Source organism: Thermaurantimonas sp. (assembly GCF_046299575.1).
In the GTDB taxonomy this organism is placed as follows: Bacteria; Bacteroidota; Bacteroidia; order Flavobacteriales; family Schleiferiaceae; genus Thermaurantimonas.
In genome coordinates this window covers 147317-162415 of the sequence record NZ_JBKBHX010000001.1, presented here as the reverse complement: position 1 = coordinate 162415, position 15099 = coordinate 147317, and the positions used below count along the sequence as shown (strand labels likewise).

The window sequence follows — 15099 nt, the reverse complement described above, 5'->3', positions numbered from 1 at the left end:
TAAAACCCGGCGAAAGTAGGGTATCCTTTTATTTAGAAATTAGAACAAAGACTTAACACCTCTTACGATGTGATGAAACTCATCGTGATGCATGCCATCTGATTGTGGCAAGGATTTATAGCCGGTGCGAACAATTACTGCGTTTGATTTGGGAAGCATGATGATATATTGGCCGGTATGTCCTCTGAAATACGCTATGGGTTCGTCGTATTGCTCGTTAGCTAACCAAAAGGATTGACCATATTTAGTCTCGAGGTAGGGTTGACGCGCCCGCCAGAGGAAGGCTGAATCAACGAGCTGCTTTCCATTCCATTTACCGTTGTTAAGCACCAATAGTCCAAGGCGAGCGAAGTCGTGTGTTGATGCATTGATGCAGCAGTAGGCTATATTGTCGCCATTTTTTTTATCGAGGTGCCAATAGGCAGTGCGTTCCATGCCAAGGGGTTTCCAAAGCTTTTCTTCCAGCAGTTCGCTGATGCGTTTACCGGTAGCCCGTTCTAGTGCAAGAGCTAACAGTTGGGTGTTTCCGCTTTGGTAAATGAATTTTTTGCCAGGTTCATTGTCGAAGGGTTGATTTAGGCAAATGTCATTGGTCTGGTTGCTGTAATAGGCCTTAGCAGTTACACCAAAGGGGTTTTTGTAATTCTCATCCCACTCAAGGCCTGAGCACATAGCGCTGAGGTGGAACAGTGTGACTTGATTGGAAAACAAACCATGAATTTCAGGTAAGTACTTTTTGACGGGAGTATTCCATGAGGGAATGATGCCATCTTGAATGGCCATTTGGGTAAGAAGCGTGACTACCGATTTAGCCATCGAGAAAGAATTGGTCACCGTATCCGCTTTAAAGCCGTGGTAGTACTTTTCAAAAACTATTTTTCCGTCTTTAACGACTAAAAAAGAAGCAGTGTGTAGTGCCTCCAGCAAGCTATCGAGTTGTTTGGGTATTTGAATGAGTTCATTGGAATACGTTAGTTCCGAAATCTGCTGTGATGGCCGTACAGTGTCGCGGTCGAAGTACAAATAATCGTGTATAAACGATGATTTGTAACCATTAAGATAAACAATTCTAACGCCTTTGATCAAATAGTCGAGCTTAAAAGCATACAACAAGCCTACGAGTACGAGAGCGATGAGAAAAGTATAGATTAATATGTTTTTTGCTTTCGTCATTACAAATTCAGATTAGTAATCACTTTTTCAAGTTCTTCCATTTTAAATGGCTTGGTCAGAAAGTCCTGGAAGCCGGCGTTGGTATATTCTGGATTGGTGCGCGCAAACGCATCTGCTGTAAGGGCGATTATTGGTATGTTGGCAAAATTTCTCTTGGAATGACGGATGTGATGCAAGGTCTCAAGTCCATCCATTTCAGGCATCTGAATATCCATAAGGATCAGGTTGAAGTTTTCCTTGTCAAGCCATTCGAGCACCTCTCTACCATTGTTGCACACCACATATTCACAGCCCCACTTGTTCAGGATGTGTTTTATGAGAATTTGGTTCACCGGATTGTCCTCAGCAACTATGATTTTAAGGTTTCTAAAGTTAGCGTAAGTGTCAGTTTTTACTTCTTCGGTGAGTTGCGGGTTTTGACCAATGCCATACATTAGTTCTACTGTAAAAGTTGAACCCTTGTTAATCTCACTCTCTACCGTGATTTTTCCACCCTGAAGTTCTACCAGTTTTTTAGTTATGGCTAAGCCCAGACCTGTACCGCCGAAGTTCTTCTTTTTGTTACTATGTGCCTGTGAGAAGCTCTCGAAAATGGTATCTATTTTATCGGGAGGAATTCCGATTCCAGTATCTGAAACGGTCAATTTTACAATCACATTGTTTTTCATCTTTTTGGTAAGAGTGGCCGAAACATTTACTTCTCCTTGTAAGGTGAATTTTATGGCATTGCCAATCAGATTTACAAGAATCTGATTCAGTCGATAGGGGTCGCCGTTAAGGAACTCAGGAATTTTATCGTCGTAGTGAAAGAAGAGTCCGATGCCTTGTTCTAGTGCTTTGGTTTTGAAAGTTTTATGTAAAAAGTCAAATTTTTCTTTGAGCGAGAAATTTATCTTTTCAAAAGTGAGTTTTCCGGCTTCGATTTTTGAGAAGTCGAGAATGTCGTTGATGATGATAAGAAGATTATCAGCTGCGAATTTTATGGCTTTCAGATTGTTGGTCACATCAGGTTCGAAGGTGTAATCTCTCAGAAGCAGTTCGGTCAGACCGATGATGGCGTTCATCGGGGTGCGAATTTCATGGCTCATTGTGCTGAGAAATTCTGCTTTGGCTTTAGCCGCTTCTTCAGCTGCTTTTTTAGCCTCGAGCAATTCCTGCTCTTGTTTTTTGCGTGTAGTGATGTCGATAGCTGTGCCCAACAATTCTTTTACCTTGCCATCTTTATTTCGCTTAAAGACAATTTCGCGCGTGAAGAGCCACACATCGTGGCCATCTTTATGCTTTAATCTGAATTCGTTTTCAGCTATTTCACCGTCTTTTAGCTCGTGGCGAAGTTTTAAGTAGTGCTGTCGGATGCGCTGATATTCTTCAAAGTCAATGATGCGTGCAAAGATGTTTGGCCCTATTTCTTTTACTTCTTCTTGGGTATATCCGAGTATTTCGCGTAGCTGATCGTTGTGAAAAAGGTTGGTGTTGCCTTCTATGTCGTTTACATAGATGATGTTTGGAGACGACTGGGTGACTTTTTGAATAAACTGTTCAGTTTCTTCGAGTTGACGGCGTGTATTTTCCTGTTCGATCTCGAGTTCGAGCAGTCTGATTACGCCGAGCAGGGTTTTCGAAATTTTATCGGTATTGACCTCGCTCTTTTGGAAATAGTCGAAAGCGCCGGCTTTCATCATTTCTACAGCCAGCTTTTCGTCGCCTTGAGAGGTAAGTACAATAACCGGCAGTTTTGGCTTTCGTGATTTTATTTCCTTGAGAAGAGTCAGTCCATCGATACCGGGTAGTTGGTAATCAATAAATACGCAGTGTGGATTTATTTGATCTAAAGATTTTAGAGCTTCCTCAGCATATTTAAATCGATAAACCTCTTCCACATCGACACCTGATCGATTCACTGCCCTTTTGAAAGCGATGGTATCAATGTCGTCGTCTTCGACCAGCAGAACCTTGATTTTGCCGAGTTGATTACTGGTAGTCATGCGGTTTATGAGGGATATTCACAGAGCATCCAATAGCTCTTCAAAGTAGAAACTGCTTCGATAAAACGTTCCATTGAAAGCGGCTTGAGTATATAACCAGCCACATTTAAGTTGTAAGCTTCCACCTTATCGCTATCTTCGTTGCTGGTGGTCATTACAAATACAGAAGTAGAGGCCAGCTCTGGATCTTTGCGCAGTTCTTTAAGAAACTCAATACCGCCCATTTTAGGCATATTCAAATCCAGCAGTACGATTTTTGGACGTGGAACGTCGAGGTTTTTTGACCTTAGTATCTCTAAAGCTTCTATCCCGTTACCTGCTACCAAAAGAGGATTTTGGATGTGATTTTTTTTAAATGCGCGCTTTACGTTCATCACATCCACTTCGTCGTCTTCTACTAAAAGTATAGTCATAAGATTGTCCATATGAGTTGTGAAAATTTGATTACAAAATTACTGCTCACGTTCAGTGATCGGCCAGGTGAAATAAAATGTTGTGCCTTTGCCCATTTCAGATTCGATTCGAATTTTTGACTTTTTCTCATCAGCAATTTTTTTTACAATGGCCAGACCTACGCCGGTGCTTTCTACTTCGTCGCGGCTTTGCAGGGTTTGAAAGATCATGAAGATTTTTTCATGGTATTCAGGGCTTATGCCCGGGCCATTGTCGCGCACGTAAATTTCAAGTTTATTGTCTTCGGGTAATTCACTCCATCCGATTTCCACTATTTTTATGTCTTTGTCGTTGTATTTGATGGCATTCGAGATGAAGTTTTGAAGTACTTGTTCGAGGGCGATTTTTTCTGTGTAGAGTTCTATGGGGTCATTTTTGATGATAAACTGGCACGTGTTGTCAGTTTTTATCGCTTCACAGAGCTCGTTCACGAGGTCATTAAGTACCACTTTTTCGAGCTTGTTTTTAGAACGGCCAACTCTTGAGTATTGTAAGATTCCGTTGATTAAATTTTCCATCCTTTTTACCCGATTCTTTAGCATTTCAAATTGCTTTTTGATTTCGGGATTCATATTTCCTTCAAGGTCCTCTTCTATCCAGGTAGCTAGGTTAGCAATGGCTCTCAGAGGTGCTTTCAGGTCGTGGCTCACGATGTAGGCAAACTGGTCGAGTTCTTTGTTTACTTTTTCCAGATTTGCCATGTACTCCTTGATGCGGCTTTCAGCTTGTACGCGCTCTGAAATGTCGCGAATAAAAGCGAGTATATAACCTTTGTTGTCTGATTTAATGTAAGATACGCTTGCTTCTACAGGAAATGTGCTGCCGTCCGGTCGCTTGTGAACGCCTGTGGCCACAAGTTTACCAGCCGCTTTTACCTCGGCTACGTGTCTTTCCCAGGCACCTGGTGGCTCAAACACCTTTTCAATTTGGCTAATATGGAGTCCGATCAGTTCTTCTTTGGTTCTTTGCAGCCTTTTGCAGGCTTCATTGTTTACAAACTCCAGATAGCCCTCTTCTGTGCAGATTTGTACTGCTTCGCTCGATTGATCGAGGAAGAAGACTAATTGATTAATCCGGTCTTGAATCTTTTTGCGTTCGGTTATATCGTTTTGAATAGCTATGTAGCCTGTGTGTTCGCCCTGGTTGTCAAAAAGGGGTTCAATGTTCAGTTCTATCCAGTAGGGTTTGCCTACTTTGTTGTAATTGAGCAGTGTGGCGTATACTGCTTCTTTGTTTTGGATTTTTTCGCGTATGTAGCTTACAGTATTTTTATCTGTATCAGGACCTTGAAGCACACTTCCCGGGCGCTTGCCCTTTACTTCACTGAGGGTGTAGCCGGTCAGTTTTTCAAATGACTGATTTACCCACTGAATTTTGCCTTCGGTATCAGCTAAAATGATGGAGTTTTTTGTTTTTTGTACGACGAGGGCAAGTTGTTCATTTTCCTTTTGGACGTTGTATCGGTCTGTTTCATCGCGCATTATACCGATAAATCCCTGAATGATGCCCAGATCGTTGCGCTGGGCATGCATTTTTAAATTAACCCAAATGACTTTTCCGTCGCTGCAGGTGAATTCAATAGTACGAGCCATATCGTCGCACTCGCCGTGCATAAGCGGTTGAAAGAGTACGTGACATTTCTGGCCGAGGAAGACATCACCAAAGTGTACACCTAGCGATTCTTCGATCCCGTAACCGGTTACACTTTCCCAGGCTTTGTTGAGGTATAAGATTTTTCCTTGATTGTCGAGTTGTACAATTACATCAGTAAGGTTTGCTAGTATGTTCGACAACCTCTTACTAACTTGATTTGCTTCCTCAGCATTAGTTTGTGCTAAGCGCTGTAGTTCTTTATTGGCTTTAAAAAGTTCATTTGAACTTTGTTCAAGTATCAGTTCTATTTGTTTAATGTCTTTTTCATAATCGCTATAAGCACGGTTAATGGCTTCGACGAAATGAACAAATCGATCGTCGGAAGGCAGATCATTTCCAAACGCCTTTTTCAGCTGCCTTTGAAGAAGCTTATGTAGCTCTAAAGTAAGTTGTTTTTTATCCTCCTCCATAGTCACACTTCTCTGAAGGTAGTAATGGTCATGGTTTGATTGTGAAGCTCGCAGGTACGCATCTCGCCTGTAGGTGCCAGCTCTCCGTAGCTGTAAAATCCAGTGACCACGTCTGCATTCAGCTCCTGTTGTACAGCTTCTACTTCTTCTTCAGCCAGCTGACGCAGTACCAGTTTGCGGCCAACGCAGCTCACCAGTATTGCAAAGTCAGGATTTTGTAAGAGCGATAGCGCATCGTCGGCAGCTTGGAGAGCCCCTTTGATGAGTTTTTCGCTGTTTGAGCGCATGAGCCTGACGGTTGATCCCTCAGGTATATCGCCGGCAAAGGTCATGCTTTGCTCTTCTTCGTTTACCGATAGAATGGTGCGCACCACAGAGGTGTGATGTTCGCTGATTTCCATGTTGAGCGGAAAGAGCAGGGCAGAGGCTGGCAGTTCTTTGGCTTTTTCTCCTAAATACGATTTATACAATTGAAGGGCTGGTTGGCCATCGATTTCATACACCACATTGTTTTTGCTTTTTGTCACCTTTCGATCGATGCCAAATGATTCCCAGCCGCCACGAGAGCCGTAACCTACCTGTATATGTTTGCCATAAAATCCGACGGCTACTACCAGATGTTCTGTTGGTTGCAGCGTTTCTGGGTGTATGACCAATGTTTTTGTGAAACGATCAGCATCACCGGCCAGTCCACCTGATGAGGTAGCTCTGCCATTGCACTTATCCGCCATGCCTTTAATCAAAGAAGTACCGTTGACATTCAGTCCGTCGGAGAGTAGAAAAATATGTTTGATATCTTCTGTAAGCAGTTCATTAGCGATATGCCTGCCTACCTCTAAGCTGTCAAAATTTACTTGCTTTAATGAGCAGTAGGTGTATTTTAAAGGCGTTTTTTCAAAATCGATGTAATTCACTACCACTTCGTCTTCATAAATCTGACCCTGAGCGATAGTACCCGATGTGCTACAACCCGTGACAATCGCTTGTGGATAAGAGGTTTTTAAAGGTTGTAGATTTATTTTTTCTAAAGAGTCACGGCTTCCGAAGATCAAAATCAAATCGGGATTGAACTCAACTGCCGGAATGGGTTGATCGGGGGTTAAAATTTTTTGTAAGGTTTTCACCTGTCCACAAAATTTGGCACTAAGATATGAAGTATGTTACATCCTATTTTTGTGTTTGTAAAAACTTTGTTAACGGACAAAACGATTTAGTTGAAAGGAAGAATTCTCAAATCTACCGGTAGCTTTTACATTGTAGAGATCGAAGATCAGGTAGTATCTGCCAAACTAAAAGGAAAACTCAGACTGCTCGACCAAAAAAATACCAATCCGGTAGCTGTAGGCGATATGGTGGAGCTGGTACTTGGCAAGAAGGGGGAGTGCCTCATCGAGCGCGTTTATGAACGCAAAAACTACCTCATTCGCCGAAGTGTAAATCTTTCAAAACAGACACACATCATCGCTTCGAATATTGATCAGGCGCTTCTTATAGTCACACCTGTTTATCCCGAAACAAGTTTTGGTTTTATCGATCGGTTTTTAGTAACCTGCGAAGCGTATTCCATCCCTGCTTATCTGATTCTTAATAAAGCAGATCTCTTTATAGGGGAACTCTCTGAACTTTTGGAAGGTATCGAATACATCTATCACAAAGTAGGCTATCCTACCCTGCGCACTTCAGCTATTGAGGGCACTGGATTAGAAGAATTAAAAATGCTGCTAAAAGACAAAATTTCTCTTCTGAGTGGTCATTCTGGTGTAGGAAAGTCTTCACTCGTAAATGCTATTTCGCCAGGGCTAAATCTAAAAACAGGGCAAATCAGCGATTACCACTTTAAAGGAACTCATACCACCACCTTTGCGGAGATGCATCGCCTTAGTTTTGGTGGATACGTTATTGATACACCAGGCATCAAAGGGTTTGGATTGGTGGATATGACATCTGAAGAGCTTAGCGATTACTTCCCCGAAATGCTTCGACTAAAGGCAAACTGTCGATTTAACAACTGTCTACACATCAATGAGCCTGATTGCGCTGTGCGTGCCGGGGTAGAGGAGGGTACAGTACCCGAAACACGCTATCACAGCTACCTGAATATGCTGGAAGAAGAAAAAACCGGCCCCTATCGAGTTGATGACTATCAGTAGCCAAAGCGCCTTAACGCTTCTCTCAGGGGCACCTTCCAGCTAAGTTCTAGTTCCCAATTAGCTCTGACAGAAATATCTTCGGGATACAATACTTTTACTTCAGCTGGTTGATTTATTTCGAGCCTTGCCTTATCCCACCATTCATTTCCATTTCTATCCCAAAATATTGATACATTGTATGTGTCAGGTACGAGGTTTTTTAAATGAAATTTTTCATTAGATTGCATGAATTTAAAACGTTGGATTTCTTTACCCTTTTTATCAGAAAAAACCAGGTATAAATTCGTTAAAAAGGTATCAACCTCTGCCTCAATAATTATCTCTCCAAAATCATCTTTATCTTTAATTTCTATTTGAATTTCGAATGTATCGGTATTAAAAATATTTTTGTTGAAATAAAAAGCTTCTGGAAGCACATGTATGCTGTATTTTGTTTTAGCTTTCTTTTGGAAGTTAATTTCAAAGAGATCTTTTGATATTTCAAATATTTGAAATTTTTTTGAATCTATTGAATCATTTGAGTATATAAAAATCTTTGAAGTATCTATTTTTTGTATTGGATAATTTAATTTCAGGTAAATAGGATTTTCGGTTGAAAAAAATTGTTTGGATATGTTGTAAATATTTACTTTTTCAATGTTAACTGGTCTTCTTTGTATTTTAATGGTATCGCTGCCATAAGCGGTTGAAGTAAATAGTATGATGGAATCTTGAATTTCTTTTTCAAAATAGATAAAAAGCGTATCGAGCGACTCGCTTTTACGTGTATGAATTATCTGGTTATTACTTAAATTTTTAATTGAAAATGTGTGTAATGGGGCTTGATATGTGATGAAACATAAATATGGATTGACAAGTCTGAAAGCGACTGTTTTTGGCCTGGGATCTTGTTGGTATATGTAAAGATTTACAGGGCTACTGTCAGTCGATGATTTAAGGTAAGGATATCTGCCTGCTTCTTCAGATTCTGGTTGAAAGATATAGTCATTGTTTTTATCTGTAAAGGCCAAAATGTAAAATTTTTTATTTGGTAAATAATTGATTGTAAAGTTTCCATTTGAATCGGTTTTGGTATAATATTCAGGTCTTAAAAAAATCAACGAATCGATTGAAATATATCTTTCTGAAAAAATGCCTACAAGACAATTAAGAGCGGGCTTATTTGTCAATGCCTCATAGACAGTACCAGAAATGAAATTTGAGTCTATATGATTGCCTGTGGAATAGACATATTGATATCCTTCTAATACATTGTTTTCATTCAGATCTGCTATACCCCTTCCAAAATTTATTACATAAGTAGTGTTCTCTTCGAGTTTTTCATCAAGTATAATTTCAATACTTTTTCCTCTGATCTGAACCTTCGGTTTTTTTACAAGATTAGGACTAATATTTACTTCTTTATGAAGATTTGTATTAGCTAAAAATTCATTAAAGAAAAGCACAATTTTTTTTTCTTTAAAGTTTGTAGTAAAATTCTCAGGAATTTCTCGTTCTATTTTGGGAGGCATCTTATCGACATCTCCGCCTGAAATAGTTCCAACATTGGCACAAGAAGTAACAAATAAAACAATTACAAATAGTTTTAAAATATAATTCATGTTGTGTACTGATAAAATCACCAATAAATTTTTGTGTTTCACTTAATTTTTTAAACACATGCAAATTAATATGTAAGTTTGAATAAAAATTTTTCAGGTATGAAAAAAATTACTCTGTGGCAAGGGCAGTGTCTTTACATCGTATTTTTATTTCTAACTGCATTGACTGCCGCCAAGTCTCAGTCGTACTGTACAACTAACTTGTATTCGTCAGGTTGTTCCTTTGGGGATGATATCGACAATTTTTCATTTGCTAACATCAATCAAACAGCCACTGGCTGCCCTTCGGGCAATGCAGGGTATTCGGCATTTTTATCTGATACGATTAAAGTAAATCAAGGGCTTCAGTATACCTTAAGCATATCATCCAATTATTCCGGTCAGTTTTTTGCAATATGGATTGATACCAACAACGACGGTGATTTTAACGATCCGGGAGAGTTTATTTGGGCTTCGACTACTGGCTCATCAAGTTCTACTCCATCTCTTTTTTCTGAGCAAATCACAATACCTCTAACAACGCCAACAGGTGTTTTTAGATTCAGAATCAGAGGTCATTGGAATTCTGCAATACCCTCTACAGGATCTTGTACAAATTTTAGCTACGGAGAAACACACGATTACACCATTCAGGTTAGTCCGGCCCCATCATGTTTGCCCCCCTCTAATATCACAGCTCAATCAGTTACCTCAAATTCCGTAACGCTGAACTGGTCAGGTAACGCTACTGCTTACAATGTAGAATATGGGATTGGGAATTTTACCCCCGGTACCGGAACTGTCATTAACAACGTGACCCCACCTTACACAGTAACTGGACTTCAGCCTTCTACTACTTATAAATTCAATGTTCAGGCTATTTGTACTAGTGGAAATAGCCCTTGGTCTTCAGGTCCTAATGTGACTACTCTTTGCGTACCTTTTGCTTTGCCATATGCTCCGTCTTTTGCCACTTGGCCACCAGTTTGTTTTGCAGTTAACCAAGGCCAACAACCATGGACGCACTATTCAAGCGACTCTTCAGCACGAGCCAATTTTTGGTCTTATGTCAGTGGCACTACCTTTCAGATGACCACCGGCTCCGTAGATATTACTTCAAACGCTTGGCTTCGTTACCGTTGGTCACATCAATACATGTCGTCTTACCCCGACGATAGATTGATTGTAATGGCTAAAGCAACAACTTCAACTACATGGGATACCCTGAAAATCCATCAAGGCCCTTCTTTTAATTCTCCAAATGCCGGTACGGTGGCGCCTGGAAATTACATAGAAGAGATCCTGCTGCTCGACTCTGCCAAATTTACCGGAAAGGTGGTTGAATTCAGATTTTTAGCAATTTCTGGATTTGGTCCTGATCTGTTTTTGAAGAATATTATCGTAGAGCAAGTGCCAGCCTGTCCATTCCCAACTGGCGTTACGGTAACAAATATAACAGATACCTCAGCTCTGGTAACCTGGGTGGCCGTAGGTGGTAGTTCGTTTAACATTTCATGGGGAGCGCCTGGTACTGTGCCCGGCACTACGGTGGCCACTTCTACTTCGACCTCTTATCTAATCACAGGTTTGCAGCCTACTACTAATTACCAGGTGGTTGTTCAAAACAACTGCTCTAACAACAACAACGGTTTGAGCTCGTGGTCTTCACCAGTTTCCTTCCGCACAAAATGTGCACCCTTTAACGTTGTCTATCAAGAGAATTTTGACAACATGACCACCGGTCAGAGTCCCGAGTGCTGGAGCATGGCTTCAAAAGGAGGTTTTGGGCCTACTTTTACAGTTGAAGCAGGACAATCTTGGCAAACCACTCAGCCATTTAGTACACCCAATCATTTGGTAATTAATCAGTCTTTTGCAGATACATTGTTGATTATTACTCCCAGGTTTGCCGATCTGGGTCAGGGTGGCAAGCAGATTCGCGCCCGCTTTGCATCAAGTACCAACAACAGCAAAATCACCGTAGTAAGGGTACAACAAGAGGGAAGTTTTACCGGATTAACCGTAGTGGATTCAATCACTGGATTAACAAACAGCTATCAAGAAAAAATCATCTATTTCAACGATACAGTAAGCACTACCAGATATATTGGATTTATGATTACCGGTGCCGCGTTCAATACGTTTTTTATTGACAACTTTAACTATGAAAATGTACCTGCCTGTGTGCCATCGATCAATCCAACAGTTACTGCTTTAGGTCCAACCAGTGCCACAATTACACTTGGTTCAGCAGGACAAGGTATTTCCAGGAGATATGAATATGGCACTGTGGGATTTTTACCTGGGGTAGGTCTGAGTTTAGGTACTGGCACCTTTACAGGACTTAGTTTCACAATTACCGGACTTACTCCTAATACAAGCTATGAAGTGTATGTACGCGATAGCTGCCCGAATGCAGTGAGTCCTTGGATTGGTCCTTTAGCATTAACTACTCCCTGTGGTGCCGTTGCTATGCCTACCACAGAAACCTTTACCACCTGGCCGCCACAATGCTACACTTTCAGCAGCAATGGCAACTTTAACTGGCAGCACGATGCCACCGCTGGTATGGCAGTGGCTCAATTTTGGAGTTATAATGCCGGCAATGTAGCCAGAATGAACACGCCTTACGTGGTAATGAATGTGCCGGCTCAGTTAAAATTTAAATGGTCGCATGAGTATAATGCTACTTGGCCTGATACACTTGTTGTCCTGGCCAGAAAGCTCTCAGGTGCTTCTGATACTTTGCTCATGCTTCAAGGTCCTGCATTTAATACACCGGGAGCCACAACCTTTGCCCCGGCTGCTACCCTGAGCCAAAACATCATTCCGCTGCCAGCTTCTTTTACAGGCGACACGGCTCGAATAGAGTTTCATGCACGCAGTGGTTGGGGGCCCTATCTCTTCATTGACGATGTAACGATCGAAGCTCTTCCTGCTTGTCCTGACCCAATGAACATCACACTGGTGTCAAATACGGCAACATCGGCAACTCTTAACTGGACACAGCTCGGCTCCAATGCCAGCAGCTGGGACATTGAATGGGGCCCCGTCGGCTTCACTCCAGGTTCAGCCCTCGGTAACCTGGTGAATGTAACTACAAAACCAGCCACAATTACAGGCTTACCTGCCGGATCATGCATCGACATCTACGTGCGAGCTAAGTGCGCATCAGTACAAGATTCCAGCGCGTTTAAAGGACCGGTGAACGTATGCCTGCCTTATGAACACGATATCGAGTTGCTCAATATCATCGGACTGAATGCTCAACAATGCGGCATGACTTCTCATCAAATTACGGCTATTGTGAAAAATAATGGTTTTGTAACCGCATCCAACATTCCATTTGTCATTAACATCACCGGTGATATCACTCAGACAATCAATTACACCTATCCGGGTCCGATGACCTTCAATAAGGTGGATACCATTGTGTTGGGTTCCTTTAATTCCGCAAACGGTGGTAACATTCAAGCAACCATCTACTCAAACCTCGCTGTAGATCAGAAGAAAGGCAACGACACTCTGAAGCGGACTTCCGTACTTATACCGCTTGCTCCAAAAGCTGACAGCGCCTTTGTGTGTCAAGGAGTTGATACCATTACCTTAAAAGCGAAAAACATTCCCGGCGTTGGCTACAACTGGTTTGCTACAGCTACTGCCACTACCCCGGTAGGCACAGGCAATACCTTCTTTGTACCGAGTGTAAGTGCCCAAAATACGTATTACCTGGGCTACGCATCACAAGCTGACTCTCTGCTCACCACTACAGCTGGTGGCAATGCTCAGAATGGAAACATGTTTAACGTAGTGGTTAAAGTTCCAACAGTTACAATTACTGCGTTCACTGTTTCACCTCAAACTACCGGCTTATACACTTTTGAAATTTATTATAAATCAGGTACCCACGTCGGCTTTGAAAACACAGCTTCAGCATGGACACTGCTTCAAACTTTCTCCAACATAAATGTTCTTCAGGCCGGCCCTACAGTGAAGCTCACCATGAATACTCCAATCACATTGCCACAAGGAACTCATGCCTTTTACATTACCACTACTGGTGGGGTGAATGTGAATTACACCAATGGAACAGCTGTAGGTAGCATTTTGGCATCAAATGCTCAATTTGATGTGCTTCAGGGCGTAGGTAAAGCGTATCCCTTCGGCAGCACCTTCCAGCCGAGAAACTGGAACGGATACATCCATTTTGGTACCTCTGGCTGCTCAAACATTCGAACTCCGGTGACTGTTGGCGTTGCTTTACCACCCACTGCTAATTTTACCTACACCACTACCAACTATACGGTTAACTTCTCTGCCAATGTAACCAATGCCGACTCCGTACATTGGACCTTCGGTACTGCGGGCAGCAGCAGCCAGCTGAATCCAACTTTTACTTTCCCGCAGAACGGTGTTTACCCTGTCTGCCTGAAAGCCTTTAACAATTGTGGATCAGCTACCAAGTGTGATACGCTGAAGTTTAGTATTGGCATCAACGAATCTCTATTAGCTGAAACACTGAAACTATACCCGAATCCAAACAATGGTGTATTTGAACTGACCTTCAGTGACGATCTCGATAAATTGCCCGTACGCATTTACGACATCAAGGGTGTAAAAATCTTTGAACAAACACTCACCTCGGCTAACGGACAGTTTTCACACACGTTTGACCTCAGCAGGCTGCCTAAGGGTGTGTATATGCTTAAAGTAAACACCTCAGCGGGTGATTTGGCTAGAAGGCTTGTGATTCAATAATCTGACTACAACACACGAATAAAAAAAGCCTCTTTCAATCGGAAGGAGGCTTTTTTCTTTAGCAAAAAATTAAGGTGCAGCGCACCGTACTTTTACAAACAATTTAGGCCATTGCGCCTTTGTATTCAAATATGAAAACTTTGGTTCATTTTACCTCGAGAGTCGTAGGGAAACTTTTATATGTGGCAATCGCATTACAAGGAGTAATAAGTCTTCGAGCCCAGTCGGCGGAGGAAATTATACGCAGAATGGAGGATCGCATGCGCGGTGAAACTGCCGAACTCGAAATGCGCATGCAGATCGTGCGTCCCCGCTACACCCGTGAAATGCAAATGAAAACCTGGGCGAAGGGTCAAGATTACAGTTTGGTGCTAATTACTGAGCCAGCTCGCGACCGCGGCACAGCTTTTCTAAAGCGAAAAAAAGAGATCTGGAACTATGTGCCTAACGTAGATCGCACCATAAAGCTCCCTCCCAACATGATGTCACAGAGCTGGATGGGCAGCGATTTTACCAACGACGACCTGGTGCGCGAAAGCTCGATAATTGACGATTTTGAACAGCGACTCGTCGGTTCAGAAAAAATAGATGGTACCGACTGCTGGGTCATCGAGATGTATCCCAAACACGGCTCATCTATCGTTTACAGTAAGGTAAAAGTTTGGGTGGGTAAAGAAGACTATTTGCACAGGCGAAGCGAAAATTACGGAGATAAAGGAGAGTTGGTTTCAGTAATTCAAAACAGCAATATTCGAGAAGTTGGAGGCCGAAAAATCCCAACGCGCATCGAAATTATCCCTCAAGGAAAACCTGGCCATAAGACAGTGATCGAATACGTAAATGCGGTTTTTAACAAGCCCATCAAAGAAGATTTTTTCAGCTTACAAAATTTAAAAAACATCCGCTGAGGCTAATGCAACCTACCAGCTACAGGTCA

General features: G+C 41.9%; 9 protein-coding genes. 3 read left to right on the top strand and 6 right to left on the bottom strand.

Annotated features, from left to right (window positions below):
- Positions 1–39: 39 nt before the first annotated feature.
- From ACK4EX_RS00620 to ACK4EX_RS00600, 5 genes are read right to left on the bottom strand one after another with little or no spacing between them, the layout of a single operon-like run.
- The gene (locus ACK4EX_RS00620) at positions 40–1173 is read right to left on the bottom strand and encodes a serine hydrolase domain-containing protein (protein WP_409768697.1); all 1134 of its coding nucleotides are present in this window, start codon (positions 1171–1173) and stop codon (positions 40–42) included.
- Positions 1173–3158, bottom strand: coding sequence for a response regulator (locus ACK4EX_RS00615; protein ID WP_409768694.1), 1986 nt, complete (start codon positions 3156–3158; stop codon positions 1173–1175). The genes ACK4EX_RS00620 and ACK4EX_RS00615 overlap by 1 nt, the downstream gene beginning before the upstream one ends.
- Positions 3159–3163: 5 nt before the next feature.
- Positions 3164–3571 carry a response regulator gene (locus ACK4EX_RS00610; protein WP_245966135.1) on the bottom strand — a complete coding sequence of 136 codons (408 nt, stop codon included), beginning with the start codon at positions 3569–3571 and terminating at the stop codon, positions 3164–3166.
- Between the two features lie 39 nt (positions 3572–3610).
- Positions 3611–5674, bottom strand: coding sequence for a PAS domain S-box protein (locus ACK4EX_RS00605; protein WP_409768691.1), 2064 nt, complete (start codon positions 5672–5674; stop codon positions 3611–3613).
- 2 nt (positions 5675–5676) lie between these two features.
- Positions 5677–6798: an FIST signal transduction protein gene (locus ACK4EX_RS00600; RefSeq protein WP_409768688.1), complete on the bottom strand. Its 1122-nt coding sequence runs from the start codon at positions 6796–6798 to the stop codon at positions 5677–5679.
- Between the two features lie 90 nt (positions 6799–6888).
- Here ACK4EX_RS00600 and rsgA point away from each other — a divergent pair, with 90 nt between their 5' ends.
- The gene (rsgA, locus tag ACK4EX_RS00595) at positions 6889–7824 is read left to right on the top strand and encodes a ribosome small subunit-dependent GTPase A (protein WP_409768685.1); all 936 of its coding nucleotides are present in this window, start codon (positions 6889–6891) and stop codon (positions 7822–7824) included.
- Here rsgA and ACK4EX_RS00590 read toward each other — a convergent pair.
- Complete coding sequence (locus ACK4EX_RS00590) at positions 7818–9425, bottom strand: Ig-like domain-containing protein (protein WP_409768682.1); 1608 nt, start codon at positions 9423–9425, stop codon at positions 7818–7820. The genes rsgA and ACK4EX_RS00590 overlap by 7 nt on opposite strands.
- A gap of 99 nt (positions 9426–9524) precedes the next feature.
- Between ACK4EX_RS00590 and ACK4EX_RS00585 the strand changes: the two genes are divergently transcribed.
- Together ACK4EX_RS00585 and ACK4EX_RS00580 are read left to right on the top strand one after the other, a co-directional pair.
- Entirely contained in the window at positions 9525–14162 is a 4638-nt protein-coding gene (locus ACK4EX_RS00585) for a fibronectin type III domain-containing protein (protein ID WP_409768679.1), read from the top strand.
- Between the two features lie 131 nt (positions 14163–14293).
- Positions 14294–15070 (top strand): outer membrane lipoprotein-sorting protein, encoded by a 777-nt coding sequence (locus ACK4EX_RS00580; RefSeq protein ID WP_409768675.1) that lies wholly within the window; start codon positions 14294–14296, stop codon positions 15068–15070.
- Positions 15071–15099 lie beyond the last annotated feature (29 nt).

Excerpts from the sequence above, each read along its gene's own strand:
- ACK4EX_RS00580 (WP_409768675.1), top strand. The coding sequence starts at position 14,294 with ATGAAAACTTTGGTTCATTTTACCTCGAGAGTCGTAGGGAAACTTTTA.
- ACK4EX_RS00605 (WP_409768691.1), bottom strand. The coding sequence starts at position 5,674 with ATGGAGGAGGATAAAAAACAACTTACTTTAGAGCTACATAAGCTTCTT.
- ACK4EX_RS00610 (WP_245966135.1), bottom strand. The coding sequence starts at position 3,571 with ATGACTATACTTTTAGTAGAAGACGACGAAGTGGATGTGATGAACGTA.
- ACK4EX_RS00585 (WP_409768679.1), top strand. The coding sequence starts at position 9,525 with ATGAAAAAAATTACTCTGTGGCAAGGGCAGTGTCTTTACATCGTATTT.
- ACK4EX_RS00620 (WP_409768697.1), bottom strand. The coding sequence starts at position 1,173 with ATGACGAAAGCAAAAAACATATTAATCTATACTTTTCTCATCGCTCTC.
- ACK4EX_RS00590 (WP_409768682.1), bottom strand. The coding sequence starts at position 9,425 with ATGAATTATATTTTAAAACTATTTGTAATTGTTTTATTTGTTACTTCT.
- ACK4EX_RS00615 (WP_409768694.1), bottom strand. The coding sequence starts at position 3,158 with ATGACTACCAGTAATCAACTCGGCAAAATCAAGGTTCTGCTGGTCGAA.